Source organism: Variovorax sp. RO1, from assembly GCF_002849325.1.
Lineage (GTDB): Bacteria > Pseudomonadota > Gammaproteobacteria > Burkholderiales > Burkholderiaceae_C > Variovorax.
Genome location: NZ_PKMT01000005.1, coordinates 317052 through 343028, shown reverse-complemented (window position 1 = coordinate 343028; position 25977 = coordinate 317052). Strand labels below are relative to the sequence as shown.

The 25977-nt window shown below is 69.0% G+C and carries 20 protein-coding genes; 11 read left to right on the top strand and 9 right to left on the bottom strand.

The window, feature by feature from the left end:
* The first annotated feature begins 15 nt into the window (after positions 1 to 15).
* Complete coding sequence (locus CY658_RS24685) at positions 16 to 1356, top strand: glycerate kinase type-2 family protein (RefSeq protein WP_101492694.1); 1341 nt, start codon at positions 16 to 18, stop codon at positions 1354 to 1356.
* 175 nt (positions 1357 to 1531) lie between these two features.
* Positions 1532 to 2974, top strand: a complete 1443-nt coding sequence (locus CY658_RS24680; RefSeq protein WP_101492693.1) for an NAD-dependent succinate-semialdehyde dehydrogenase — start codon at positions 1532 to 1534, stop codon at positions 2972 to 2974.
* Here CY658_RS24680 and CY658_RS24675 read toward each other — a convergent pair.
* The 5 genes from CY658_RS24675 to CY658_RS24655 form a co-directional block, all read right to left on the bottom strand.
* Positions 2971 to 3687, bottom strand: coding sequence for an MgtC/SapB family protein (locus CY658_RS24675; protein ID WP_101492692.1), 717 nt, complete (start codon positions 3685 to 3687; stop codon positions 2971 to 2973). The two genes, CY658_RS24680 and CY658_RS24675, sit on opposite strands and share 4 nt — an antisense overlap.
* A gap of 96 nt (positions 3688 to 3783) precedes the next feature.
* Entirely contained in the window at positions 3784 to 6549 is a 2766-nt protein-coding gene (mgtA, locus tag CY658_RS24670; protein ID WP_101492691.1) for a magnesium-translocating P-type ATPase, read from the bottom strand.
* A gap of 24 nt (positions 6550 to 6573) precedes the next feature.
* Positions 6574 to 7317 (bottom strand): hypothetical protein, encoded by a 744-nt coding sequence (locus CY658_RS24665; protein WP_101492690.1) that lies wholly within the window; start codon positions 7315 to 7317, stop codon positions 6574 to 6576.
* Between the two features lie 217 nt (positions 7318 to 7534).
* Positions 7535 to 7753 (bottom strand): hypothetical protein, encoded by a 219-nt coding sequence (locus CY658_RS24660; RefSeq protein WP_101492689.1) that lies wholly within the window; start codon positions 7751 to 7753, stop codon positions 7535 to 7537.
* Positions 7754 to 8042: 289 nt separating this feature from the next.
* Entirely contained in the window at positions 8043 to 8321 is a 279-nt protein-coding gene (locus tag CY658_RS24655) for a hypothetical protein (RefSeq protein WP_180839044.1), read from the bottom strand.
* Positions 8322 to 8518: 197 nt separating this feature from the next.
* Between CY658_RS24655 and CY658_RS24650 the strand changes: the two genes are divergently transcribed.
* Positions 8519 to 8995 (top strand): low molecular weight protein-tyrosine-phosphatase, encoded by a 477-nt coding sequence (locus CY658_RS24650; protein WP_101492688.1) that lies wholly within the window; start codon positions 8519 to 8521, stop codon positions 8993 to 8995.
* Positions 8996 to 9016: 21 nt separating this feature from the next.
* On the opposite strand, the gene CY658_RS24645 is transcribed toward CY658_RS24650, so the two are convergent.
* From CY658_RS24645 to CY658_RS24630, 4 genes are read right to left on the bottom strand one after another with little or no spacing between them, the layout of a single operon-like run.
* Entirely contained in the window at positions 9017 to 9463 is a 447-nt protein-coding gene (locus CY658_RS24645) for an acyl-CoA thioesterase (RefSeq protein WP_101492687.1), read from the bottom strand.
* Positions 9464 to 9483: 20 nt separating this feature from the next.
* Positions 9484 to 10485 (bottom strand): Bug family tripartite tricarboxylate transporter substrate binding protein, encoded by a 1002-nt coding sequence (locus CY658_RS24640; protein ID WP_101492686.1) that lies wholly within the window; start codon positions 10483 to 10485, stop codon positions 9484 to 9486.
* Between the two features lie 14 nt (positions 10486 to 10499).
* Positions 10500 to 12122 (bottom strand): indolepyruvate oxidoreductase subunit beta family protein, encoded by a 1623-nt coding sequence (locus CY658_RS24635; protein WP_101492685.1) that lies wholly within the window; start codon positions 12120 to 12122, stop codon positions 10500 to 10502.
* 14 nt (positions 12123 to 12136) lie between these two features.
* Positions 12137 to 14296: a thiamine pyrophosphate-dependent enzyme gene (locus tag CY658_RS24630; RefSeq protein WP_101492684.1), complete on the bottom strand. Its 2160-nt coding sequence runs from the start codon at positions 14294 to 14296 to the stop codon at positions 12137 to 12139.
* Positions 14297 to 14383: 87 nt separating this feature from the next.
* Here CY658_RS24630 and CY658_RS24625 point away from each other — a divergent pair, with 87 nt between their 5' ends.
* The 8 genes from CY658_RS24625 (at position 14384) to CY658_RS24590 (ending at position 25976) form a co-directional block, all read left to right on the top strand.
* Entirely contained in the window at positions 14384 to 15298 is a 915-nt protein-coding gene (locus CY658_RS24625) for a LysR family transcriptional regulator (RefSeq protein WP_101492683.1), read from the top strand.
* A gap of 286 nt (positions 15299 to 15584) precedes the next feature.
* Positions 15585 to 16364 (top strand): sulfite exporter TauE/SafE family protein, encoded by a 780-nt coding sequence (locus tag CY658_RS24620; protein WP_101492682.1) that lies wholly within the window; start codon positions 15585 to 15587, stop codon positions 16362 to 16364.
* Positions 16365 to 16551: 187 nt separating this feature from the next.
* Positions 16552 to 18168: a xanthine dehydrogenase small subunit gene (xdhA, locus tag CY658_RS24615; RefSeq protein WP_101492681.1), complete on the top strand. Its 1617-nt coding sequence runs from the start codon at positions 16552 to 16554 to the stop codon at positions 18166 to 18168.
* Positions 18169 to 18170: 2 nt separating this feature from the next.
* Positions 18171 to 20630, top strand: coding sequence for a xanthine dehydrogenase molybdopterin binding subunit (gene xdhB / locus CY658_RS24610; RefSeq protein ID WP_101492680.1), 2460 nt, complete (start codon positions 18171 to 18173; stop codon positions 20628 to 20630).
* Positions 20631 to 20724: 94 nt separating this feature from the next.
* Complete coding sequence (locus CY658_RS24605) at positions 20725 to 21717, top strand: LysR family transcriptional regulator (protein ID WP_101492679.1); 993 nt, start codon at positions 20725 to 20727, stop codon at positions 21715 to 21717.
* A 76-nt stretch (positions 21718 to 21793) separates the two neighbouring features.
* A complete protein-coding gene (locus tag CY658_RS24600) occupies positions 21794 to 23191 on the top strand; it encodes an NCS2 family permease (protein WP_101492678.1) in 1398 nt (465 codons plus the stop codon).
* Between the two features lie 108 nt (positions 23192 to 23299).
* A complete protein-coding gene (locus CY658_RS24595) occupies positions 23300 to 24847 on the top strand; it encodes an ABC transporter ATP-binding protein (RefSeq protein ID WP_101492677.1) in 1548 nt (515 codons plus the stop codon).
* A complete protein-coding gene (locus tag CY658_RS24590) occupies positions 24834 to 25976 on the top strand; it encodes an ABC transporter permease (RefSeq protein ID WP_101492676.1) in 1143 nt (380 codons plus the stop codon). The genes CY658_RS24595 and CY658_RS24590 overlap by 14 nt, the downstream gene beginning before the upstream one ends.
* Position 25977: the final 1 nt, after the last annotated feature.

Below are 25977 nucleotides of genomic sequence, written 5' to 3'. Positions count from 1 at the left end.
GACAACACGCAAGCCATGACCGCATCGACCTCGCCCTCAGCAACAGCTCCCGATCCGCGCGAAGCCCCGCGCGCCTTCCTCGAACACCTGTACCGCGTGGCGGTGGACCGCGCACTGCCGCTGTCCACGCTGGGCGCCCATCTGCCGAAACCGCCCAAGGGCCGTACCGTGGTGCTGGGCGCCGGCAAGGCCGGCGGTTCGATGGTGCAGGCGCTCGAAGCCCTGTGGCCGGCCGATGCCCCGCTGTCGGGCCTGGTCGTCACGCGCTATGACCACATTCCGCCGCGCCCCGAAGGCGTGCCGCAGCGCATCGAGCTCGTCGAAGCCGCGCACCCCGTGCCCGACGCGGCCGGCCAGCAGGCGGCCGAGCGCATCCTGGCGCTCACGCAGGGCCTCACGGCCGACGACCTCGTGCTGTGCCTCATCTCCGGCGGCGGCTCGTCGCTGCTGGTGCTGCCGGCCGAGGGCCTCACGCTGGCCGACAAGCAGCACATCAACAAGCAGCTGCTCGACAGCGGCGCCCACATTGGCGAGATGAACTGCGTGCGCAAGCACCTGTCGCGCATCAAGGGCGGCCGGCTTGCGGCGGCCTGCGCGCCGGCGCGCGTGGTCACGCTCACCATCAGCGACGTGCCGGGTGACGATCCGGCCGTGATCGCCAGCGGCCCCACCGTGCCCGACGCCACCACCTGCGCCGACGCGCTCGCCATCCTCGACCGCTACGGCATCGAGGTGCCGGCGCCCGTGCGCGCGCAGCTCGAAAGCGGCGCGCTCGAAACCCCCAAGCCCGACGACGCCGCGTTCGCCGGCCACAGCACGCACATGATCGCCACGCCGCAGCAGTCGCTCGAAGCCGCCGCCGCGGCCGCGCGCGCCGCCGGCCTCGAGGCGCACATCCTCAGCGACGAGATCGAAGGCGAATCGCGCGAAGTCGGCAAGGTGCACGGGGCGCTCGCGCGGGCCGTGGCGCTGCGCGGCGCGCCGTTTGTGCGGCCCTGCGTCATCCTGTCGGGCGGCGAGACCACGGTCACCATCCGTGCGCGCCAGCCCGGCCAGGCCAAGGGCCGCGGCGGACGGGCCGGCGAGTTCTGCATGGGGCTGTCGGGTGCGCTCATGGGCCAGCCGCAGGTGTGGGCGCTGGCCGCCGACACCGACGGCATCGACGGCGTGGAAGACAACGCCGGCGCCTTCGTCACGCCCGACACCCTGGCGCGCGCCACGGCCCAGGGAAAAAAGCTCTCCGATCACCTCGACCGCAACGACGCCTACGGCTACTTCGACGCCATCGGCGACCTGTTCGTGACCGGTCCGACGAACACCAACGTCAACGACTTCCGCGCGATCCTCGTGCTGTAGGCGCGCTCAGGCACCCAACGGGGGCTCGGGCAAGCTTTGTGAACTCAGGTTAATCTACGGCCCCCGGCGGCGCTTGGCCGCCGTTGTCGCATGCGCACCCCCACGGGGTGCCGCGCCGCGCGCCCGATTTCCCGTTTCGTTTTCACCATCCAGTCCTCGAAGGAAAGAGTTCGCCATGACCGCCACCTACACCGACACCCGCCTGCTGATCGACGGCCAATGGGTCGACGCCGCCGACGGCAAGACGCTCGACGTGCTGAACCCCGCCACCGGCAAGGCCATCGGCAAGGTGGCGCACGCCAGCATCGTCGACCTCGACCGTGCCCTGGCCGCCGCCCAGCGCGGCTTCGAAGCCTGGCGCGACACGCCCGCCAACGAGCGCGCCGCCGTGATGCGCCGCGCCGCCGGCCTGATCCGCGAACGCGCCCTGGACATCGCCAAGCTGCTGACGCAGGAACAAGGCAAGCCGCTGGGCGAAGCCAAGGTCGAAATGATGGCCGCGGCCGACATCATCGAGTGGTTCGCCGACGAAGGCCGCCGCGTGTACGGCCGCATCGTGCCCTCGCGCAACCTGGCTGCGCAGCAGCTGGTCATCAAGGAGCCGGTCGGCCCGGTCGCGGCCTTCACGCCGTGGAACTTCCCCGTCAACCAGATCGTGCGCAAGCTCGGCGCCGCACTCGCCACCGGCTGCTCGTTCCTGGTGAAGGCGCCCGAAGAAACCCCGGCCTCGCCGGCCGCGCTGCTGAAGGCTTTTGTCGACGCCGGCATTCCGGGCGGCGTTGTGGGCCTGGTGTTCGGCAACCCGGGCGAGATCTCGAGCTACCTCATCGCGCACCCGATCATCCGCAAGGTCACGTTCACCGGCTCCACCCCGGTCGGCAAGCAGCTGGCCGCACTGGCCGGTTCGCACATGAAGCGCGTCACGATGGAACTGGGCGGCCACGCCCCGGTGATCGTGGCCGAAGACGCCGACGTGGCGCTGGCCGTCAAGGCCGCCGGTGCCGCCAAGTTCCGCAACGCGGGCCAGGTCTGCATCTCGCCGACCCGCTTCCTGGTGCACAACAGCCTGCGCCATGAGTTCGCGAGCCTGCTGGTCAAGCACGCCGAAGGCCTGAAGATGGGCGACGGCCTGGTCGAAGGCACCAACCTCGGCCCGCTGGCCAACGCCCGCCGCCTCACGGCCATGGCCCATGTGCTGGAAGACGCCCGCAAGAAGGGCGCCACCATCGCGACCGGCGGCGACCGCGTCGGCGACACCGGCAACTTCTTCGCACCCACCGTCATCACCGACGTGCCGCTGGACGCCGACGTGTTCAACAACGAACCCTTCGGCCCCATCGCCGCCATCCGCGGTTTCGACACGCTCGAAGAAGCCATCACCGAAGCCAACCGCCTGCCTTTCGGCCTGGCCGGTTATGCCTTCACCAAGTCGATCAAGAGCGCGCACCTGCTGAGCCAGAAGCTCGAGCTCGGCATGCTGTGGATCAACCAGCCCGCCACGCCTTCGCCGGAAATGCCGTTCGGCGGCGTGAAGGATTCGGGCTACGGTTCGGAAGGCGGCCCGGAGGCGATCGAGGCTTACCTGAACACCAAGGCTGTTTCGATCCTGGGCGTTTAATCCTCTGCGCTGGCGTTCCAGAACGCCTGCTGGACGCCTTTGAGCGTTTCGATTTCCGCGATCACCCGGTCGAGCTCTTCGGGTTCGACCGCGGTGGCGTAGAGCGTCGCCGCAATTTCCGTGTCGGCCGACCCGAAGGCGTGCTGGTCGACATCGCGCACCGGGTAGTTCGCGGCTTCCAGCTGCACCAGCAGCTGGTCCATCACCTCGGGCCGTGCCGCGCGTGAGCAGATCACGCGCACCGTGTACGTCGCTTCGCTCGATTCCTCGTGCACCGGGCGGCGGTTGATGCGGTTCACCACCGGGCGCAGCAGCGTGTTGCTCGCGAGCACGAAGAGCGCCGCGATCAGTGCTTCGCCCAGCAGGTTGGCCCCCGCGCAGGCGCCCACCGCCGCAGACCCCCACAGCGTGGCGGCCGTGTTCAGGCCCGTGATGTTGGCGCCTTCTTTCATGATCGCGCCCGCGCCCAGAAAGCCGATGCCCGAGACCACGTAGGCGACCACGCGCACCGAGCCCTCGGGGCCGCCCAGGCGGGCCGCCATGTCGACGAACACGGCGGCGCCGACGGCCACCAGTGTGTTGGTGCGCAGCCCCGCGGTGCGCTGGCGCATCTGGCGCTCGAAGCCGATCAGCGAGCCGAGCAGAAAGGCCGCGCCCACGCTGATGAAGGTGTTCAGCAGCGAGTGCAGGTTGATGTTGCGGATGGCTTCCATGGTGAGTGATCCTCCTGATCCTCTGTGTGCGAGGCAGGGTAGCGGCCTTGTGTGACGGCCGCAATCCTGCGTTCGCCGGGTGATGCTTGCTTGTTCTTATTGCCAGCCGTACCTGCGTGCGTACCAGCCCTTCACGGCCTGCGTCAGTGTTGCGTAGCCGACCAGCATCAGCACCAGCCACGGGAAGTAGGCCAGCGGCAGCGCCTGCAGCTTGAAGTAGTGTGCCAGCGGCCCCATCGGCAGCCAGATGCCGACCGCGGCAATCGCCGCGCCCATCGCCAGCAGCGGCCAGGCCGCGCGGCTTTGCAGGAACGGAATCTTGCGCGTGCGGATCAGGTGCACGATGAGCGTCTGCGACAGCAGGCCTTCGATGAACCAGCCCGACTGGAACAGCGTCTGGTGCTCCGGCGTGTTGGCCGCGAACACGAACCACATCACGGTGAAGGTGAGGATGTCGAACACCGAGCTCAGCGGCCCGAAGAACACCATGAAGCGGCCCAGGTCGGCCGGGTTCCAGCGCTGCGGCGTCTTCAAGAATTCTTCGTCCACGTTGTCGAACGGGATCGCGATCTGCGACACGTCGTACAGCAGGTTCTGCACCAGGAGGTGCAGCGGCAGCATCGGCAAAAAGGGCAGGAACGCGCTGGCCACCAGCACCGAGAACACGTTGCCGAAGTTCGAGCTGGCCGTGATCTTGATGTACTTGAGCATGTTGGCGAAGGTGCGGCGGCCTTCGATCACGCCTTGCTCCAGCACCATGAGGCTTTTCTCGAGCAGGATGATGTCGGCCGATTCCTTGGCCACGTCCACCGCGCCGTCCACCGAGATGCCGATGTCGGCGGCGCGCAGCGCGGGCGCGTCGTTGATGCCGTCGCCCATGAAGCCGACCACGTGGCCGTTGGCATGCAGCGCCTGCACGATGCGCTCCTTGTGCGCGGGCGTGAGCTTGGCGAACACCTGGCGCATTTCCACCACCTGCCGCAGCTCGGCCTCGTTCATGCGCTCGATCTCGTGGCCCAGCACCATGCGCCCGGCGTCGATGCCGACATCGCCGCAGACCTTGCGTGTGACCAGTTCGTTGTCGCCGGTCAGCACCTTCACTGCCACGCCGTGCGCAGCGAGCGCCAGCAGCGCGGGCGCGGTCGATTCCTTCGGCGGATCGAGAAAGGCCACGTAACCCAGCAGCGTGAGCCCGGCCTCATCGGCCACGCTGTAGGCCGGCTTGCGCGCGTCGGCGTTCAGCGTGCGGCTGGCCACGGCCACCACGCGCAGGCCCTGGGCATTGAGCTCCGAGGCCACGCGGTGGATGCGCGCCATCACGTCGGCGTCGAGCGCGAGCACTTCGGCGCCGCGCTCGACCGAGGTGCACACCGAGAGGATCTCTTCGAGCGCGCCCTTGCAGATCAGCAGGTGCTCGTCGTCGCCGTGCGCGACCACCACCGACATGCGGCGGCGCGAGAAATCGAAGGGCACCTCGTCGACCTTGCGCCAGCTGGTCTGCAGCTGCGTGTCGAGCTGTACTTCGGCGTGGCTGAGCACGGCCTTGTCGAGCAGGTTCTTCAGCCCCGTCTGGTGAAAGCTGTTGAGGTAGGCCTGCTGCAGCACGTGGTCGGAGTCTTCGCCCCAGGCGTTGGTGTGGCGTTCGAGCACGATGCGGTCCTGCGTCAGCGTGCCGGTCTTGTCGGTGCACAGCACGTCCATGGCACCGAAGTTGTGAATGGCTTCGAGCCGCTTCACGATCACCTTCTGGCGCGACATCACGACCGCGCCCTTGGCCAGCGTGGCGGTCACGATCATCGGCAGCATCTCGGGCGTGAGGCCGACCGCGATCGACAGCGCGAACAGCGCCGCCTCCCACCAGTCGCCCTTGGTCACGCCGTTGATCACCAGCACCAGCGGCGCCATCACCAGCATGAAGCGGATCAGCAGCCAGCTCACGCGGTTGATGCCGGCCTGGAACGCAGTCGTGCCTCGGTCGATGGTGCTCACGCGCTGGGCCAGTGCGCCGAAGAAGGTGCGCTCGCCCGTGTGCACGATCACGGCCGTGGCGGTGCCGCTGATCACGTTCGTGCCCATGAAGAGCAGGTTGTCGCGTTCCAGCACGCCGGCCTGGTGATCGGCGGCGGTGGCGGCGAACTTCTCCACCGGCATCGATTCGCCGGTGAGCGCCGACTGGCTGATGAACAGGTCTTTCGCCGAAAGCAGGCGCGCGTCGGCCGGGATCATGTCGCCGGCCGACAGCGCGATCACGTCGCCGGGCACGAGGTCGCGCATCGGCACTTCCATGCGCTGCGTGCCGGCATGCGCAAGGTCGAAGCCGTCGTCACCCGCGCGTCCCGCCTTCTCGCCGGGCGCGGGGCGCAGCACCGTCGACGTGTTGCTGACCATCGCCTTGAGCCGGTCGGCGGCCTTGTTGGAGCGCGACTCCTGCAGGAAGCGCAGCACGGTCGACAGCAGCACCATGCTGCCGATCACCACCGTGGCCTTCGTGTCCTCGGTGATGTAGGAGACCAGCGCGAGCACCGTCAGCAGCAGGTTGAAAGGGTTGCGGTAGCACTGCCACAGGTGGTTCCACCACGGCAGCGGCTGCTCGTGGCGCACCTCGTTGCTGCCCAGCCGCTTGCGCAGCGCGAGCGCGTGGGCTTCGGTCAGGCCCTGCGACGAGCTGTTCAGGCGCACCAGCACCTCGCCCGCATCGGTGTGCGAGGCGGCAGCCAGCGCCTTGGCGATCTCGGGCGGCATTGCGGCCGAGCCGAGGCTGCTGGGCTTGGCGCTCAGCAGCGTCTGCCAGCGCTCGAAGTGATGCAGCATGTGGCGGCTGCGCAGGAAGCTTTCGAAAAAGGACTTCAGGACGTTCTTCATTTTTCTTCTCCTGTGTGGGGGCGCTCAGCGAGCGAATGCCCAGGTGAGGCCCAGCGTCCAGCCGCGCGGGCCGTCGTGGCGCAGGTCGCGTGCGTGGCTGAGATCGACGTTGACGGACGGCGTGGCCGTCCAGCGCAGGCCGGCGCGCCAGGCGTTGCGCCCGCCTTCGCGGAAGCGCTCGGCCACGAGCGACAGCGCGGGCAGGGCGGCCCATTCGAGGGCCGCGCCCGAGTGGCTGGTGCTCGGCTGTGCGCGATGGAAGTCGCGGCCCAGGTTCAGGTGGGCGCGCCATGCGTCGTCGAACTGCCAGGTGACGGGGATCACCACGCTGCTGTCGGTGAGGCGCAGCGAGGCATTGCCGGCGTTGCTGCGTTGCCACGAGGCCGAGGCCAGCACGCCGGTGCTCAGCGTGTCGGTGAGCGCGAAGGCCCACTTGATCTGCGGGCCGGCGCGCACGGTGCGGCCGTCGGCGTTGTGCTCACGTTCGAGGTTCAGGCCCAGCTCGACCGGGCCGACACGGCAGGCCGGACCGACGTGCGCGAGGCGCTGGCCGCCCCAGGTCTCGATCTGGCACTGGCCCGGATCGAGGATGGCGGCGTCGTCCACCGAATGGTGTCCGCCGGCGGCGTGGGTCTGTGTGGCGGCCAGGCCGCACAAGGTCGCGAGCCAGGCGTGGCTGGGTGCGGGGCGACGGAAGGGAAGGGGGCGGGCGTTGGAACGGGCGGCCGTGGCCGTCCGCACGACACGCCGCACGCGTTCGCGGGTCATGGGAGTTTTTCCTTCGGGTGCGGCGCGCCGCGAAGGAAGAAACGCCCGTGACGACGTGCTTACTCAGCAGTCAGCCGGCGGCGCTCCTCCGCAGCGCGGCAGGCTGCGAGGTGAATGGGGGATCGATCGGGCAAGGAAGAAGGCGGCGCACAGCGGCGCAAGCAAGGGTCCGGGTCCATGGGGGCCTCCTGTTCTGTGGGGGTGGCAGGGGCGGGCTTCAGCGGCGCGTGGTGCCGCCGGGCTGTTCGAGCAGCAGCAGGAAGCTGCGGATGCGGCGCGTGGTCCACAGCGCGGCGGCGCGGTCCAGGGCCTGCTCGTCGTCGAGGTGCGGTGCGGGGCTCACGCGTGCTGGCGCAGGCGCAGCGGCGTGCGCCGACGGGCGACCGTGCGACGGTCGCGTCTGCGGATGCAACGGACGAATTTGAAACTGGCGCATGACAAGGCTCCTTCACGCTGAAGGGCCTCGCGCACGGACGCACGCAAGCTGACTGAAAAAGTCAGCGACGAAGAACAACGGGAATCGGTAGGGGGAGCCGCTTGCCCGAGGGGCAAGGGGTTCGCGCTGCGGACACGGCGGCCGCAAGCGCGGGAGCTGCCTGCGCTAAAGGGCCGGGGGTGTCACGCCTGCCGAGGCACGCGTCTTGTCACTGATCCAACTGGCACTGTCCACGCACGGGGCTCCGAAATGATGATCTCCGGATTGTTGCACCGCATCATTGCCAGCGTCAACCCTTGGCCTGAAGCGAGAGGCTGCGTCGCGGTTGCGCGGCGTGGAGCTGGGGCTGGTTCGCGCTGCGTTCGATGGGCGTCGGAAACCAGCGGTAGATGTTCGTGTCGCCGCGCCATCCGTCGCTGAAGCGCACGAACAAGAAGCCCGATATCGCGTTGCCCAGGTCGTCCACCGGGATGCCTGCGGCGCGCAGGGCGGCGACTTCTTGCGCGGCGCTCATGTCGAAGGGCAATTTCAGCGTGATGCTCGCGCTGTGAAGACTGGGTCGGGGCATCGTGACTCCTCTGCATTGACCAAGGGCCGTAGTGAAGCGCAAGAAGTTGTGTCAGGCGATACCGAAGATATGGGAGCCTTCGCAGGAGAGGGCGGCGCTGTCGGCCTCTGCGCCCATGGTGCATCCCCTGACGGGGGGATGCCATGGGTAGGACGGCCTATGCCGAACGCCTGTCCCTGTGCCTATAGTGGGCGCGCATGAAACCAAGCACCCCCGCCGTCCTGTTCATCTGCACCGGCAACATCTGCCGCTCGCCGACCGCGCACGCGCTGCTGGTCCACAAGGCGCGGCTCGCGGGCTTCGCGGTGGAGGTCGACAGCGCCGCCATTTCCGACGAAGAGCGCGGCAATCCACCCGACCCGCGCTCGGTGGCCGAGGCACTGCGGCGCGGCATCGAGATGCCCGCGCATTGCGCACGCCAGGTGCGTGCGTCCGACTTCGAGCGTTTCGACTGGCTCGTCGGCATGACGCAGCAGCACTGCGCCGCGTTGCGCAGGCGTGCGCCCGCGGAGGCGGCGCGCAAGGTGCGCCTGCTTTCGGAGTTTGCGCAGGCCATCGGCGGTGACGTGCCCGACCCGTGGTACGGCGGCCACCAGGCCTTCATTGAGGCCTTCGACCTGATCGACCTCGGCGTGGAAGGCCTGCTCGCGCAGCTGCGTCGCGACGCGGCCTGATGAACCTGCAGACGGTGTGGTTCAGCCCGTGCAGAGCGCGCGGATCGTCGGCGGAATCGGCACCGCGCGGATGCCGCCGCCTTCGCGCTTCGCGGCAAAGATCCGCACCTCTTCGCATTCGAGGATCAGGTCGTCGCCGCGCGTCACGCGGTAGGTCTGCACGAAGCTCTTGTCGCGCCATTCGGTGATGCGCACCGCGATCTGCAGCGTGTCGCCGTAGCTGGCCGCCTTGACGAAGCGCGTGTGCGTGTCGACCAGCGGCGTGCCGATCACGCCGAGGGTCTGGGCCGTTTCTTCCCAGCGCGGCACGCCGCACTCGGCAAAGAAGTGGCGCGAGGCCGCGTCGATCCAGCGAAAGAAATTGGGAAACCAGACGATGCCGGCCGGGTCGCAGTCGCCGAACTCGACGCGCGTGGTGTAGACGACTTCCTGGCCGGAAGCGTCTTTGGGAGATGGAGTGCTGCTCATCCGATCATTGTCCCGCGCCCTCAATCGGCCTTGATGCCGCGCTCGCGGATCAGCGCACCAAAGCGCTGCGAATCCGCCGCCGCACGGCGCTGGAAGTCGGCCGGCGTGCCCGGCAGCGGCTCGCCGCCGATGGCCGCGATGCGCTCCTTCACCGCCGGCAGCGCGAGCGCGCGGTTGATCTGCGTGTTGAGCTGCGCCACCACCTCGGGCGGCGTGCCGGCCGGGGCGTAGAAACCGAACACCGTGTCGGCGTCGAAGCCGCGCAGGCCGGCCTCGTCGAGCGTGGGCACGTCGGGGAACTGCGAGGAGCGGTGCGGGCTGCCCACGGCCAGCAGCCTGAGCTTGCCGGCGCGCACCTGGTTCAGGCCGATGCCGGGGTCGAAGGCGTAGTCGATCTGGCCGGCCAGCAAATCTTGCAGCGCAGGCGCGGCGCCGCGGTAGGGCACGTGCAGCGCGAACAGGCCGGCCTGGCTCTTGAACATCTCGCCCGCCAGGTGCGGCGAGCTGCCGTTGCCCGGCGAGCCGTACGAGAGCTTGCCAGGGTTGGTCTTGAGGTAGGCCATGAACGACTTCACGTCGGTCGGCGGCAGCGAGGGGCGCGTGACCAGAAACACCAGCACGCGCGCGGCGGCGGCCACGGGCACCAGGTCCTTCGCGGGGTCGAAGCTCATGCGCGCATACAGGTGCGGGTTCACCGACACCATGCCGCCCGAGCTCATGAGCAGCGTGTAGCCGTCGGCCGCCGCACGCGCCACAGCCTCGCCGCCGACGTTGCCGTTGGCGCCGCCGCGGTTCTCGATCACCACGGGCTGCTTCAGCGCCTCCTGCAGCGGCTGCGAGACGGCGCGCGCAAGCTGGTCGGCCGCGCCGCCGGCGGGGAAGTTGACGATCACCTTGATGGGTTTGGACGGCCAGGTGTCGGCATGCACGGCGGGCGCGCACAAGGCGGTGCCGGCCAGGGCGAGCGCCAGCAGCAAGCGGCGGTGTGACGGCGATGGGGCAGCAGTGGGGCGTGGGGTCATGGTTCTTTGTCTCCTCAGGTCGTGGTCGTTGTCTTGGGCCGCTTCATCCAGCGGATGGGTTGCGCCTGCACCGGGCGCGGCGCGGCGCCGTGGCGCGTGAGCGCGGCGTCGAGCGCCTTGCCGCCTTCGTCCGCGAGCGCCGCCTCGCGTGCCGCGGCAATCGCCTCGGCGCGCGCGGCGGGGGGCAGCGCGGCGCGGCCCGCGAGTTCGTCGATCACGTGCAGCAGGTTGTGCTTGCCGCGTTCGTTGGTGCTGCCGTAGCCCTTGATGAGCCGGCCGCACAGCGCCAGCTCGCGGCCCAGCGCCCAGTGCGTGCGCGTGCCGGTTTCGACGGCGGCGAGCCAGCGTTCGATCAGCGCCTGCTCTTCGGCAAAGCGGCTGCCGCGCCGGCGCAGCCAGGTGAGCGAGGCCAGCACGCGCAGCGAGGCCATGCCCAGCACCGAGTGGCTGCCCACCTGCAGCGGCAAGGCCCACGGCGCAAGTCCGCGCGACTGGCGGCCACGGTCCCAGGCGGTCACGCGGCGCGCGAGCGACGGCGGCAGCAGCGCTGCGAACTCGGGCGCGCCGGGCTTGAAGTGGTCGAAGACCTTCACGATGTCTTCGTCGCCTGCGCGCACTTCCTGGCGCACGCGCTGCGCGCGGCTGGCGCGGCCCTTGAGCGCGGCCACGCGCACGATGTCGTCGAAGGCCATCCACAGCGCCAGCCAGCGCGCCATTTCGCGGGTGACCGCGAATCCCTGCGCGCCCGACGGATCGGCGGCGCGTTCGGCCTCGAGCACCCGCGCGAGGCGCTCGGCGTACAGCGCGGCGTAGGCGCCGTCCTGGTAGTCGCGCACCCGCGCATGGCCGAGCGCGAGCATGTCGTGCACGGCCGGCGGAAAGCGGCGCGCCACGTCGTCGGGCAGGGCCTGCGGCGTCGGGGGCGCGTCGCGCGTGTCGTCGCTGGCCAGCACGCCCTGCACGAAGGCGGCCTGGGCGCGCGGCGCGCGCACGGCCTCGAAGGCGGCGGCAAAGCCGCGCAGGCTGGCGGCGGCCATCTTGCCGAGCTTGTCGGCCGCGGCCGCGTCGCCGCCGCGCACCGCGCGCTCGTAGGCCTCGCGCGGGAACGGAAACAGCCCACTGCCCGCGATCGCGCCCAGCATCACGGCGCTGACCACCGTGCCGGCCTCGCGCGCCATGCCGCCCATGTCGAGCACGTGGTGCTCGCGGCTGAAGGCCTTGACCACGTCGAGCAAGCGCTGCGCGTCGGCGCGACCGTCGCCGGGCACCATGCGCTCGGCCGTGGTGAGCACGCGCGCCGACGAGCTGATGACCAGCGTGCGCAGCGGCGCGCTCATGCCGTTGCCGATCTGGCGCGTGGTCTCCAGCAACTCCGACGAGACGATCGCGTCGAGCGCGCCCGGCACCGGGCTCAGGCTGAACACCGGGCGCCGCCCGCCGAGTTGCGCCATCGGCACCGGGAACACCTCGATGTAGTAGGTGGTGGCGCCGGTGCGCTGCGCCACGCCGGGGATCGACGTGCTCTGCGCCGCGTAGCCCGCATGCCGCGCCGTGTCGACCAGCCATTCGGTGAGCACGCCGCCGCCTTCGCCGCCGAGGGCGCAGACGAGGAGGGTGGTGGGACGGTTCTGTTCCATGTCGTGGTTCTTTCTCATGCGGGCCGCAGCGCGCCGACGATCGCGCCGCGCAGGCCGTGCAGCAGGCGTTCGTGCCACTTCGGGTTCTGCACCACCTCGGCCCGGTAGAAGCTCGGGCACAGCGTGGCCGCGTGCGCGTTGGCGCCGCACAGGCCGCAGCCCACGCAGCCGTCGATGACCACGGCCACCGGGTCGACCTTCAGCGGATCGGGGTTGTCTTTCAGCGTGAGCGTGGGGCAGCCCGACAGGCGGATGCAGGCGTGGTCGCCGTTGCACACGTCCTCGTCGACGCCGTACTTCACGCGCACCACGCGCTTGCCTTTTTTCAGCAGGCCGGCGATCCACGGCTTGATGCGGCGCTGCCGCTCGAGCTGGCACTCGCCCTCGGCGATCACCACCTTCAGGCCGTTGAAGTCGCTCGTGAGCGCCTCGGTGAGCGTCTTGCGCATGCGCTCCACGTCGTAGGTGGTGACGGTGCGCATCCACTTCACGCCCAGGCCCGTGAGCGTGGCCTCGATGGTCTGGTTCTTGTCGACCAGGCTCTGCTGCTTGTCGACGGCGCGTTCCTTGATCTCGTCGTCGGGCGTGGAGATGATGTCCTGCGTGCCGGTGGCCGAGGTGTAGCCGTTCTTGAAGATCAGCAGCACCGCATCGTCGTCGTTGAACAGCGCGCTCTGCACGCCCGTGAGCAGGCCGTTGTGCCAGAAACCGCCGTCGCCCATGATCGACAGCGTGCGGCGGTTCATCATCGGCGCCACGCCCGCGCGGCTCGCCAGGCTCATGCCGTAGCCGAGGATCGAGTGGCCCATCGAAAACGGCTCGAAGGTGCCGAAGGCGTGGCAGCCGATGTCGGCCGCGATGTGCACCGGCCCCGTCTCCTGCTGCGCGAGCTTGAGTGCCGAAAACACCGGCCGCTCCGGGCAGCCCACGCAGAAGCTCGGCGGGCGGTTGGGCAGCGGCGCATCGAGCCGGCGCGCCACCGCTTCGCGGCGTTCGCGGTTGCCCGCCAGCCAGGCCTGCGCCGACGTGGCGGCTTCGCTCGCGCCGAGGTAGCGCTCGGCAAAGGCCGCAAGGCCGCCCGACAGCACTTCCACGCCGTACTCGCCGGCTTGCGGCAGCAGGTCCTTGCCGTGCAGCGGCGTCTGGATGTCGCGGCGGCGCAGCAAGGTGGCGATGTCCTGCTCGATGTACTCGGGCTGGCCTTCTTCCACCACCAGCACCGCGCGCTTGCCGATGCAGAAGTCCGCCACCTGCTCGGGCACCAGCGGGTAGGTCACGTTGAGCACGAGGATCGGGATGTCCGTCTCGCCGAAGGCATCGGCCAGGCCTTGCTGCTGCAGGCTGCGGATCAGCGCGTTGTACAGGCCGCCCTGCACCACGATGCCCAGGTCGGGGTGGCGCTGGCCGGGCATCAGCTCGTTGAGGCCGTTCGCCACGATGTGTCGGCGCGCCGCCGGCATGCGCTCATCGCCCTTGAGTTTTTCGTGGCGGAAGGTGACGGGCGGGTGCGCCAGGCGCATGTAGTCGAAGGCCGCGGGCTCGTCCATCAGCGCGCGCGTCGACACGGCGGGCGCGATGTTGTCCTTGCAGTCGAAGCTGCCGCGCACGTGGCAGGTGCGGATGCGCAGCTCCATCAGGCAGGGCATGTTCGACGCTTCCGACAGCTGGAAACCCTGCTCGACCATGCGCACCATCACGCCCAGGTCGGGCCGCGGATCGAGCAGGCACATGCTCGACTTGAGCGCGTAGGCGTGCGTGCGCTCCTGGATCACGCTGGCGCCTTCGCCGTAGTCTTCGCCCACCACGATCAGCACGCCGCCCGTCACGCCGGGCGACGACAGGTTGGACAGCGCATCGGCCGCCACGTTGGTGCCGACGATCGACTTCCAGGTGACCGCGCCGCGCAGCGGGTAGTGAATGGACGCGCCGAGCATCGCCGCCGCCGAGGCCTCGTTGGAGCAGGCCTCGACGTGCACGCCCAGTTCGTCCATGTACGCCTTGCCCTGCACCATCACGTCGAGCAGGTGCGACACCGGCGCGCCCTGGTAGCCGCCGACGTAGGCCACGCCCGACTGCAACAGGCCCTTGGTGATCGCGAGGATGCCCTCGCCGTGGAAGGTGTCGCCCGCGCCCAGGCGCAGCATTTCCACTTCCTTGCTGAATGAAACTTCCATCGTGTCTCTTGCTTCTTGTCGTGGGGAGAACGCGGGAGTGTGGGCGGGCCTGCGTCATACTTCAATGCAATGAGCCAGCTATCTAATATGAATGGTGTGCATATCGACGCGGTCGACCTCAACCTGCTCCGGTTGTTCGATGCCGTCTACCGCACCCGCAACGTGAGCCGCGCCGCCGAGGCCCTGGGCCTCACGCAGCCGGCGGCCAGCCACGGCCTCACGCGCTTGCGCCTGCTGCTGGGCGATGCGCTGTTCACGCGCAGCCTCGGCGGCGTCGCACCCACGCCGCGCGCCGAGCGGCTGGCGGTGCCCGTGCAGTCGGCGCTGGCCATGCTGCAGCAGGCGCTGAGCGAGCCCGAGCGCTTCGACCCGGCCGCGTCGCGCAAGCTGTTCCGCATCCACATGAGCGACATCGGCGAGGGCCGTTTCTTGCCCGCGCTCATGGCCCGGCTGCGCGAGCTGGCGCCGGGCGTGCGCGTGGAGACCATGCCGCTCGCCCCAGGCGACATCGCCACCGCGCTCGACAGCGGCAAGGTCGACTGCGCCTTCGGCTTCCTGCCGCACGTGAAGGACACCCAGCGCACCCAACTGCTGAAAGACCGCTACATCGTGCTGCTGCGCCACGACCATCCCTTCGTGAAGCGCCGGCGCAGCGGCCAGGCGCTGCTCGCCGCGCTGCACGAGCTCGACTACGTGGCCGTGCGCACCCATGCCGACACCTTGCGCATCCTGCAGCTGCTGAACCTCGAAGACCGCCTGCGCCTGACGACCGAGCACTTCATGGTGCTGCCCGCCATCGTGCGCGCCACCGACCTCGCGGTCGTGATGCCGCGCAACATCGCGCGCGGCTTCGCGGCCGAAGGCGGCTACGCCATCGTCGAGCCGCCGTTCCCGCTGCGCGACTTCACCGTGTCGCTGCACTGGAGCAAGCGCTTCGAGGCCGACCCGGGCAACCGGTGGTTGCGGCAGGTGATCGTGGCCCTGTTCTCGGAGCGAGGCTGACAGCGATCGCCGAACGCCAGCAGCGCCCAGCGTGCTCAGGGCACTGGGTGCTTCCCGCAGCGAAATCAAGGAGGAGGGCGAAGCCCGGGGGACATTCGCGGAGGGAAGTACCCGGTGGCCTGGGCACGCGCCCTGAAAAACGCACCCCGAACACACGCGTTATTCTCAAGCGCTCCCGCCTCGCGCCTAAGTCCCCCGATCCCCGTCCGCATGTCCGTCCCGCATCCCCGTTCCCCCGCCTCCCTCCACCGTCCCGCCAGCCTCGGCGCGCACTGACGGCATCGAGGTGCAAGCGATTCTTTCCGGCGCTGTCCCGGTCCTGATCTTCATGGCCTGCGTGGGCCTGGCCACCTACGCGCAGAACCTCACGGGCTTTGCGTTCAGCCTCATCCTGCTGGGCCTCGTGTCGGTGTTCGACATCGCCAGCGTGAACGACGCGGCCAATGCCGCGACCGTGTTGAGCCTCCTCAACGCCTGGACCTATTTCCGCGCGCGCCCCGGCCCCGTGCCCTGGCAGCTGATGAAGCCCGCGCTCAACGGCAGCACCGTCGGCGTCATCGTCGGGCTCATGCTGCTCGTGTGGCTCAGCGGCAGCGCCGTGGACTGGCTGCGGGGCCTGCTGGGCGTGTCGATCCTGATCTGCGCCGTGCTGCTGTTGCTGCAGGGCAAGCCGCTGCCGGCCGTGTCGGGCCGCACCAGCTTCGCCCTCATCGGCGGGCTCTCGGGCGTGCTGGGCGGGCTGTTTTCCGCCTCCGGCCCGCCCATCGTCTTCCACATGTACCGCCAGCCGCTGGACCGCGAACTCGTGCGCCGCGCGCTGCTGCTGATGTTCGCCTTCAACTCGCTTGTGCGGCTTGTCATCGTGGTGCCGACGGGCCACTTCTCGTGGCACTCGGCGCTGCTGGCCGGCTGCGCCATGCCCGTGGTCTACGCCGCGACGCGGCTGCACCACCGCCTGCCCAACAAGCTGCAGCCGCGCACCTTGCAATGGCTGGTCGCCGGCCTGCTGTTTGTGGCCGGAGTGACGCTGCTCGCCACCGCCTGGACCGCCATCGCGCACGCCTGAAAAACGGCTGAAAACCCTCGGTTTCCGGCGTGGCCCGGGAATTGCAGCGTCAATCCAAGGGTTTCCCCGGACGTGGCATACCGACCCTCACATACGCGTTATGGGCGTGCCCGTATGCAAGACCCCACGCAAGTCGCTAACGTCCATGACTGGCCCACGACGGGCCGCCCACGAGCCTGAAAAAAGCATGAGCACCGAGAGCCGCAGTAATCCGATTCAACCGATCCGCTTCTTCCATCGCGGAAAGATCGTCGACGTCAGCGGGGTCCATCCGACCCGCTCCGTTCTCGACTGGCTGCGCGAAGACGCGCGTTGCACCGGCACCAAGGAAGGCTGCAACGAAGGCGACTGCGGCGCCTGCACCGTCGTCATCGGCGAGCTGGCCACCGACGCCCACGCACCCGGCGCGGTCGACGGCCTGCAGCTGCAGACCGTCAACGCCTGCATCCAGTTTCTGCCCACGCTGCACGGCAAGGCGCTGTTCACGGTCGAAGACCTCAAGGGCCAGTGCGCGTCGCAGTGCAAGCCCAAGACCGACGCCCACGCCAAGCACGCCGTCCACCCGCTGCACCCCGTGCAACAGGCCATGGTCGACTGCCACGGCTCGCAGTGCGGTTTCTGCACGCCGGGCTTCGTGATGTCGCTGTGGGCCACCTACGAACACCACCAGGCCGAGGGCACGCAGCCCACGCGCCAGCAGCTGGCCGACGACCTGTCGGGCAACCTCTGCCGCTGCACCGGCTACCGCCCCATCCTCGATGCCGGCCAGCGCATGTTCGACCTGCCCGCCGTGCGCCTGGACACCGCGCCGGTGGTGGCCGCGCTCACCGCGCTGAAGAACGACGGCCTCGACTACGCGGCCCCGCTCGGCGCCCGCATCGACCACTTTCACGCCCCCAAGACCCTGGCCCAACTCGCCGCGCTGCGCGTGCAGAAGCCGGGCGCCCAGCTGCTGGCCGGCTCGACCGACGTCGGCCTGTGGGTCAACAAGCAATTCCGCGACCTCGGCGACATCATCTATGTCGGCGACGTAGCCGAGATGAAGACGGTCGAAGAGCGTGCCGACGAGCTGTACATCGGCGCAGGCGCCTCGCTCGAAGCGGCCTTCGGCGCACTGGTCGAGCGCGTGCCCAGCCTCGCCGACGTGTGGCTGCGCTTTGCCTCGCCGCCGATTCGCCACGCCGGCACCATGGGCGGCAACGTCGCCAACGGCTCGCCCATCGGCGATTCGCCGCCGGTGCTGATGTCGCTCGACGCGCAGATCGAGCTGCGCCGCGGCGACACCGTGCGCCGCATGCCGCTGCCCGAGTTCTATCTCGACTACATGAAGAACCAGCTGCAGCCCGGCGAGTTCGTGCAGGGGCTGGCGGTGCCGCTGGCCGCCATGCGCCGCCAGGTGCGCGCCTACAAGATCAGCAAGCGCTTCGACTGCGACATCTCGGCGCTGTGCGCGGGCTTCGCCATCGAACTGGAAGCCGACGGCAGCGACACGGTGAAGGCCGTGCGCCTGGCCTTCGGCGGCATGGCCGCCACCGTCAAGCGCGCCGCCAACGCCGAAGCCGCGCTCCTCGGCAAGCCCTGGACGCAGGCCAGCGTGGCCACCGCCAAGCTGGCGCTGGCGCAAGACTTCAAGCCGCTCTCGGACATGCGGGCCTCGGCCGACTACCGCCTGCAGGTGGCGCAGAACCTGATCCAGCGCCTGTGGCTCGAAACCCGCACGCAGAACGCGCTGTCCCTCGAGGAAACCAGCGTCTGGAGCGTGATGCCCCATGTCGTTGCCAAGGTGGCGGCGGAAGGACTCTGACCATGAACAAACCCATCGACGCCCGCCTGCTGCAGCCCGCCGAGGCCTTTGCCGACTACCTGAAGAACACCGCCGCCCGCATCGACGTGGGCGCCGAAGCGCTGGCGCACGACCGCGGCATGCGCGTGGGCATCAGCCGCCCGCACGAATCGGCGCACCTGCACGTGGCCGGCGAGGCCACCTACATCGACGACATTCCCGAACTCGCCGGCACGCTGCATTGCGCGCTGGGCCTGTCGCCGGTCGCCAACGGCCGTGTGACGGCGCTGTCGCTCGACGCCATCCGCGCCATGCCCGGCGTGGTCGCGGTGCTCACCGCCGACGACATCCCCGGCACCAACGACTGCGGTTCGATCGTCCATGACGACCCGATCCTGCTGCCCGTGAACGACGGCGGCCAGATCCGCTACCTCGGCCAGCCCGTGTTCGCCGTGATCGCCGAAACCCGCGATGCCGCGCGCCGCGCCGCCGCCAAGGCCAAGGACGCGATCACCCTCGAGGCGCAGCCGCCCGTCATCACGCCGCAGGACGCGCATGCGCGCGGCCAGTACGTGGTGCCGCCGATGCACATCGTGCGCAGCGGCGGGGCCGCCAACGAAGGCGACGAGGCCGCCGTGCGCGCCGCCATCGCGAAGGCACCGCACCGCCACAGCGCCACGCTCGACGTGGGCGGGCAGGAACAGTTCTATCTCGAAGGCCAGATCAGCTACGCCATTCCGAAAGAGGGCGGCACGCTGCACATCCACTGCTCGACGCAGCACCCGAGTGAGATGCAGCACCTGGTGGCGCATGCGCTGCACCTGTCCTCGAACGAAGTGCATGTGGAATGCCGGCGCATGGGCGGCGGTTTCGGCGGCAAGGAATCGCAGTCGGCGATCTTTGCGTGCGTGGCGGCCATTGCGGCGCGCCAGCTGCAGCGCCCCGTGAAGCTGCGCCTGGACCGCGACGACGATTTCATGATCACCGGTCGTCGCCACTGCTTCTGGTACGAGTACGACGTGGGCTACGACGACGAGGGCCGCATCCTCGGCGCCGAGATCACCATGGTCTCGCGCGCCGGCCACTCGGCCGACCTGTCGGGCCCGGTGATGACGCGCGCGCTGTGCCACTTCGACAACGCCTACTGGCTGCCCAACGTGGCCATGCACGGCTTCTCGGGCAAGACCAACACGCAGAGCAACACCGCGTTCCGCGGCTTCGGCGGCCCGCAGGGCGCCATTGCCATCGAGAACATCATGGACTCGGTGGCCCGTGAATTGAAGCGCGACCCGCTGGACGTGCGGCGCGTCAACTTCTATGGCAAGGGCGAGAACAACGTCACGCCGTACCGCCAGACCGTGACCGACAACATCGTCCACGAACTCGTGGCCGAGCTGGAAGCAACCAGCGACTACCGTCTGCGCCGTGAAGAGATCGCCGCCTTCAACAAGAAAAGCGTCGTGCTCAAGCGCGGCCTGGCGCTGGCGCCGCTGAAGTTCGGCATCTCGTTCAACGTGAAGCACTTCAACCAGGCCGGCGCGCTGGTGCATGTGTACACCGACGGCTCGATCCTCGTGAACCACGGCGGCACCGAGATGGGCCAGGGCCTGAACACCAAGGTGGCGCAGGTGGTGGCGCACGAGCTGGGCGTGAGCTTCGAGCGCGTGCGCGTCACCGCGACCGACACGACGAAGGTGGCCAACACCTCGGCCACGGCCGCCTCGACCGGCGCCGACCTGAATGGCAAGGCCGCGCAGGATGCCGCCCGCCAGATTCGCGAACGCCTGGCCGCCTGCGCCGCCGAGCGCCACGGCGGCAACGCCGCCGACGTGCGCTTTGCCAACGACCAGGTCGAAGTGAACGGCCGCACGCTGGCCTTCAGCACCGTGGTGGGCGAGGCGTATCTCGACCGCAAGCAGCTGTGGTCCGACGGCTTCTACGCCACGCCCGGCCTGAGCTGGGACAAGGACAAGATGCAGGGCCGCCCGTTCTACTACTACGCCTACGGCGCAGCGGTGAGCGAGGTGGTGGTCGACACCCTCACCGGCGAGTGGAAGCTCTTGCGTGCCGACATCCTGCACGACGCGGGCAAGTCGCTGAACCCGGCCGTCGACATTGGCCAGGTCGAGGGCGCCTTCATCCAGGGCATGGGCTGGCTCACCACCGAAGAACTGGTGTGGCATCCGGCGAGCGGCAAGCTCACCACGCACGCGCCCAGCACCTACAAGATCCCGACGGCCAACGACTGCCCGCCGGTGTTCAACGTGCGCCTGTTCGAGGGCCAGAACGTCGAAGACTCCATTCACCGCAGCAAGGCCGTGGGCGAACCGCCGCTGTTGCTGCCGTTCTCGGTGTTCTTCGCGATCCGCGATGCCGTGTCGGCCGCGGGCGGGCACCGGGTCGATCCGCCGCTGAAGGCGCCGGCCACGAGCGAATCCATCCTCCGCGCCCTGACCGCGGTGCAGGCAGCCTCTGGCGAATGAGCACCGGCCGTGCTCGCACGGTCCGAGCGTCCTTCCGTTCTCCAAATGTTGCGCTGTATAACTGTTCGCACAGACAAGAAAGGTGTGAACAGCCATGAGAGACCAGGCGCTTTTCGACAAGATCGATCTTCATCTGATACGGGTGCTTCATACCGTGCTGACCGACCGCAGCGTCTCGCGCGCCGCCATCCGCCTGGGCATGTACCAGCCGGCCGTCTCGGCCGCGCTGAAGCGCCTGCGCGAGCTGTCGGGCGACCCGCTGCTGGTGCGCTCGGGCTCGGGCATGGTGCCCACCGACGCGGGGCTGCGCATGATCGAGCCCGCGGCCAGCATTCTTCGGGCGGCCGAGATGCTGTTCTCGGATGCGCGGGGTTTCGAGCCGCAGTCGGCGGCCACCACCTTCCGCATCGCGGCCAGCGACTACATGGACCCGCTGTTCCTGCCGATGCTGGTGGCGCAGGTCAAGCGCGAGGCACCGCTGTGCCAGATCGAGATCCACGCGCTCTCGCCCGACTCGGACTACCACGGGCACCTGGCGCTCGGGCAGGTCGACCTGGTGATCGGCAACTGGCTCAAGCCGCCGGAAGACCTGCACATGGCGCGCCTCTTCGGCGACGAGGTGGTGTCGCTGGTCAACCAGGACCATCCGGCCGTGCGGCGCGGGTGGGACCTGGAAACCTGGCTGGCGGCCGAGCACATCGCGCCCACGCCCATGCACCCGGGCGGGCGCGGCATCATCGACCAGATGCTCGACGAGCTGGGCCGGCAGCGCAACATCACGGCGCGCTGCGCGCACTTCGGCCTCATTCCGGACATGGTGGCCTCGAGCCTGCTGGTGCTCACCACCGGGCGCCAGTACTGCGAGCGCTTTGCCGCACGGCTGCCCCTGAAGATCCTCGAGTGCCCGGCTGCGCTGCCGCGCCTCATGTACTACCAGCTCTGGCACGAACGCACGCATTCGTCGAGCTCCGCGCGCTGGCTGCGCGAATGCATCAAGGGCGTGGCGGCGTCGCTGCGGCCCGGCTTCGAGGCCGCACCTGCTGCCGCGCGAACCCTGCCGGCTGAACCGATTTCCGATCCTCCCTGAGCCCTCCGTCGCGCCGGCGTCGCGACCGAGGCAACGATGAACGAACCGCCACATACAACAGCTGGAGACAAGCGAAATGAACAGGTATGAAGAGGTGCCCAAGGCCACCACTCCCCGGGCCGCCGGGGCCACCGAGGCGGCGCCGTTGCGTGCCGCGGGCGCACCGGCCAACGCCGGTCTGCTGGAACGCTTTTTCAAGCTGACCGAGCACAACACCACCGTGCGCACCGAAGTCATCGCAGGGCTGACGACCTTCCTGACGATGGCCTACATCATCTTCGTGAACCCGTCGATCCTCGGGGACGCGGGCATGCCCAAGGGCGCGGTCTTCGTCGCCACCTGCCTGATCGCGGCCATCGGCACACTGATCATGGGCCTGTACGCCAACTACCCGATCGCCATGGCGCCGGGCATGGGCCTGAACGCCTACTTCGCCTACGTGGTCGTGCTCGGCATGGGCTACACGTGGCAGGTTGCGCTGGGCGCGGTGTTCATCTCGGGCTGCCTCTTCCTGATCGTGACGGTCACCGGATTGCGGGAGCTGTTCATCGCGGGCATACCGCAGTCCTTGCGAACGGCGATCACCGTGGGCATCGGCATGTTCCTGGCGCTCATCGCGCTGAAGAGCGCAGGCATCGTCGCTGCCTCGCCGGCCACCTTCGTCACGTTGGGCGACCTGCACTCGGCGCCCGTGGTGCTGGCGACCATCGGCTTTCTCATGATCGTGGCGCTCGACCGGCTCAAGGTGCGCGGCGCCATCCTCATCGGCATCCTCACGGTGACGGTGCTGTCGTTCTTCTTCGGCGGCAACAAGTTCCACGGCGTGTTCGACGCACCGCCGTCCATCGCACCGACCTTCATGCAGCTGGACATCCTCGGCGCGCTCAAGGGCGGCATCCTGAACGTGGTGCTGGTGTTCTTCCTGGTCGAGATGTTCGACGCCACCGGCACGCTGATGGGCGTGGCCAAGCGCGCGGGCCTCCTGGTGCCCGGCAAGATGGAACGCATGAACAAGGCGCTCTTGGCCGACAGCGGCGCGATCTTCGCGGGCTCGCTGCTCGGCACCTCGAGCACCACGGCGTATGTGGAAAGCGCAGCCGGCGTGCAAGCCGGCGGCCGCACCGGCCTCACGGCCGTGGTGGTGGCGGTGCTGTTCCTGGCCTGCCTGATGATCTCGCCGCTGGCGGGCTCGGTGCCGGCCTACGCCACCGCACCGGCGCTGCTCTTCGTGGGCTGCCTGATGCTGCGCGACCTGGTCGAGCTCGACTGGGAAGACACGACCGAGGTGATCCCGGCCGCCGTGACTGCGCTGGCCATGCCTTTCACCTACTCGATCGCCAACGGCCTGGCCTTCGGCTTCATCACCTACGCCGTGCTCAAGCTGTGCACCGGCCGGGCACGGGAAGTGCATGCGATGGTGTGGGTGATCGCGGCGATCTTCCTGTTCAAGTTCGCCTACATCGGCGGGCACTGAGAGGCTGAGCAGAGCGCCGTCGGGCGCCGATGGTCGCGGGGACGCTATTAAACTTATAGCTGTCCCCGCTTTGTTGCAGTTGAACGAGACAAACCCACGAAACCCGGCATGACAACCCCCAGACTCCAGCTGGCGAACATCACCAAGCGGTACCCCGCGGTGGTGGCCAACAGCGACATCTCCCTGGCCGTGCAGCCCGGCGAAATCCACGCCGTGCTCGGAGAGAACGGCGCGGGCAAATCGACCCTGATGAAGATCATCTACGGCTCGGTCAAGCCCGACGAAGGCACCGTCACCTTCGACGGCCAGACGGTCAACCTGCGCAACCCGCAGCAGGCGCGCGCGCTGGGCATCAGCATGGTGTTCCAGCACTTCAGCCTGTTCGACACGCTCACCGTGGCCGAGAACGTCTGGCTGGGCCTGGACAAGTCGCTTGCGCTGGCCGAGGTGGCCCGCAGCATCACGGCCAAGGCCAGCGAGTACGGCCTGGACATCGACCCCGCGCGCCCCGTGCACACGCTGTCGGTGGGCGAGATGCAGCGGGTCGAAATCATCCGCGCGCTGCTCACCAACCCCAAGCTGCTCATCCTGGACGAGCCGACCTCGGTGCTCACGCCGCAGGCCGTGATCCGCCTGTTCGGCGTGCTGAACAAGCTGGCCTCGGAAGGCTGCAGCATCCTGTACATCAGCCACAAGCTGCACGAGATCCAGGAGCTGTGCACCGCCTGCACCGTGCTGCGCGGCGGCAAGGTCACAGGTGTGTGCAACCCGCGCAACGAGAGCACCGAATCGCTCTCGCGCCTCATGATCGGCAGCGAGCCGCCGCCGCTGCAGCACCGCCCGCTGCATGCCGGCGCGGTGGCGCTGCGCGTGCAGGGCCTGAAGCTGGCGCGCGAAGACCAGTTCGGCGTCGACCTGGACGGCATCTCGTTCGACGTGCGCGCGGGCGAAGTCGTCGGCATCGCCGGTGTCTCGGGCAACGGCCAGAAGGAACTGCTGTACACGCTCTCGGGCGAGGACGTGCGCGCCGAGTCCGCCATGGTGCGCGTGTTCGACAAGCCGGCCGGCCGGCTGCGCCCGCGTGCGCGGCGTGCGCTGGGCCTGCATTTCGTGCCCGAGGAACGGCTGGGGCGCGGCGCCGTGCCCACGCTGGGCCTGGCGCACAACCTGCTGCTCACGCGCAGCAATGCGGTGGGCAAGGGCGGCTGGATTCGCACCGCCGAGTTGGACAAACAGGCGCGTTCCATCATCGAGCGCTTCAAGGTGAAGGCCGGTGGCCCGAACGCGGCGGCGCGTTCGCTGTCGGGCGGCAATCTGCAGAAATTCATCGTCGGTCGCGAGATCGACGCCAACCCGAAGCTCTTCATCGTCTCGCAGCCGACCTGGGGCGTGGACGTGGGCGCGGCCGCGCTCATCCATGCCGAGATCCTCGCGCTGCGCGATGCCGGCTGCGCCGTGCTCGTGATCAGCGAGGAGCTCGACGAGCTGTTCAACATCTGCGACCGGCTGCACGTGATCGCCAAGGGGCGGCTGTCGCCTTCCATCGACCGCGCGGCGGCCACGCTGCCGCAGATCGGCGAGTGGATGAGCGGCCTGTGGCCGCAGGCGCAGCCTGACAAGAACGACAAGAAGGAGGGCGCGCATGCTCAAGCTTGAACCCCGCCCGGAGCTGTCGCGCTTCTGGAGCTTTGCCTCGCCGATCCTGGCGCTCTTGATCACCGTGCTCATCGGCGTGGCGCTGTTCGCCGCGCTCGGCAAGGACCCGGTCAAGGGCCTGCAGGTGTTCTTCTACGAGCCGATCAAGAGCGGCTACGCCATCGGCGAGCTGATGGTGAAGGCGACACCGCTGCTCATCATTGCGCTCGGCCTGGCCGTGTGCTTTCGCTCCAACGTCTGGAACATCGGCGCCGAAGGGCAGTTCGTCTGCGGCGCCATCGCGGCGGGCGGCGTGGCGCTCTTGGCCGACAAGAGCACCGGCAGCTGGATCATCGCGGCCATTTTGCTGGCGGGCATCGCGGGCGGCATGGTGTGGGCGGGCATCGTCGCGTTCCTGCGCGACAAGTTCAACGCCAACGAAATCCTTGTGAGCCTGATGCTGGTCTACGTGGCCACGCTGATGCTGAGCTACCTGGTCTTCGGCCCCTGGAAAGACCCGCAGGGCTACAACTTCCCGCAGACCAAGACCTTCGAGGCGGTGACGCAGATACCGCGGCTCATGAAGGGCTCGCGCGTGTCGATCGGGCTGATCATCGCGCTGGTCGGCGCGGGCGCGCTGTGGGTGTTTTTGTTCCGCACGCGCGCGGGCTTCGCGCAGCAGGTCGGCGGGCTGGCGCCCGCGGCGGCGCGCTATGCGGGCTTCTCGGCACGCCGTGCCGTGTGGATCGCGCTGCTCACCTCGGGCGGCGCGGCCGGCCTGGCGGGCGCGCTCGAAGTGGCGGGCCCCATCGGCCAGCTCACGCCGTACGTGCCCGCGGGCTACGGCTTCGCGGCCATCATCGTGGCCTTCGTCGGGCGGCTGCATCCGGTGGGCATGATCTTCTCGGCCATCCTGATGAGCATGTTCTACATCGGCGGTGAACTCGCGCAGTCGCGCCTGGGCCTGCCCAAGTCGCTCACCGGCGTGTTCCAGGGCCTGCTGCTGTTCACGCTGCTGGCCTGCGACACGCTCATCGCCTACCGCATCCGCCGCAAGGCCGGCGCCAAGGCCGCGACCATGACCACGGCCTCGCTGCAGGCCAGCACGCCGATCACCGCGCCCGCAGCCACCACCGAAGGGGGTCACTGAC

Coding starts and splice junctions, on each gene's coding strand:
- CY658_RS24685 (WP_101492694.1), top strand. CDS start 16: ATGACCGCATCGACCTCGCCCTCAGCAACAGCTCCCGATCCGCGCGAA.
- CY658_RS24680 (WP_101492693.1), top strand. CDS start 1,532: ATGACCGCCACCTACACCGACACCCGCCTGCTGATCGACGGCCAATGG.
- CY658_RS24675 (WP_101492692.1), bottom strand. CDS start 3,687: ATGGAAGCCATCCGCAACATCAACCTGCACTCGCTGCTGAACACCTTC.
- mgtA (WP_101492691.1), bottom strand. CDS start 6,549: ATGAAGAACGTCCTGAAGTCCTTTTTCGAAAGCTTCCTGCGCAGCCGC.
- CY658_RS24665 (WP_101492690.1), bottom strand. CDS start 7,317: ATGACCCGCGAACGCGTGCGGCGTGTCGTGCGGACGGCCACGGCCGCC.
- CY658_RS24660 (WP_101492689.1), bottom strand. CDS start 7,753: ATGCGCCAGTTTCAAATTCGTCCGTTGCATCCGCAGACGCGACCGTCG.
- CY658_RS24655 (WP_180839044.1), bottom strand. CDS start 8,321: ATGCCCCGACCCAGTCTTCACAGCGCGAGCATCACGCTGAAATTGCCC.
- CY658_RS24650 (WP_101492688.1), top strand. CDS start 8,519: ATGAAACCAAGCACCCCCGCCGTCCTGTTCATCTGCACCGGCAACATC.
- CY658_RS24645 (WP_101492687.1), bottom strand. CDS start 9,463: ATGAGCAGCACTCCATCTCCCAAAGACGCTTCCGGCCAGGAAGTCGTC.
- CY658_RS24640 (WP_101492686.1), bottom strand. CDS start 10,485: ATGACCCCACGCCCCACTGCTGCCCCATCGCCGTCACACCGCCGCTTG.
- CY658_RS24635 (WP_101492685.1), bottom strand. CDS start 12,122: ATGGAACAGAACCGTCCCACCACCCTCCTCGTCTGCGCCCTCGGCGGC.
- CY658_RS24630 (WP_101492684.1), bottom strand. CDS start 14,296: ATGGAAGTTTCATTCAGCAAGGAAGTGGAAATGCTGCGCCTGGGCGCG.
- CY658_RS24625 (WP_101492683.1), top strand. CDS start 14,384: ATGAATGGTGTGCATATCGACGCGGTCGACCTCAACCTGCTCCGGTTG.
- xdhA (WP_101492681.1), top strand. CDS start 16,552: ATGAGCACCGAGAGCCGCAGTAATCCGATTCAACCGATCCGCTTCTTC.
- xdhB (WP_101492680.1), top strand. CDS start 18,171: ATGAACAAACCCATCGACGCCCGCCTGCTGCAGCCCGCCGAGGCCTTT.
- CY658_RS24605 (WP_101492679.1), top strand. CDS start 20,725: ATGAGAGACCAGGCGCTTTTCGACAAGATCGATCTTCATCTGATACGG.
- CY658_RS24600 (WP_101492678.1), top strand. CDS start 21,794: ATGAACAGGTATGAAGAGGTGCCCAAGGCCACCACTCCCCGGGCCGCC.
- CY658_RS24595 (WP_101492677.1), top strand. CDS start 23,300: ATGACAACCCCCAGACTCCAGCTGGCGAACATCACCAAGCGGTACCCC.
- CY658_RS24590 (WP_101492676.1), top strand. CDS start 24,834: ATGCTCAAGCTTGAACCCCGCCCGGAGCTGTCGCGCTTCTGGAGCTTT.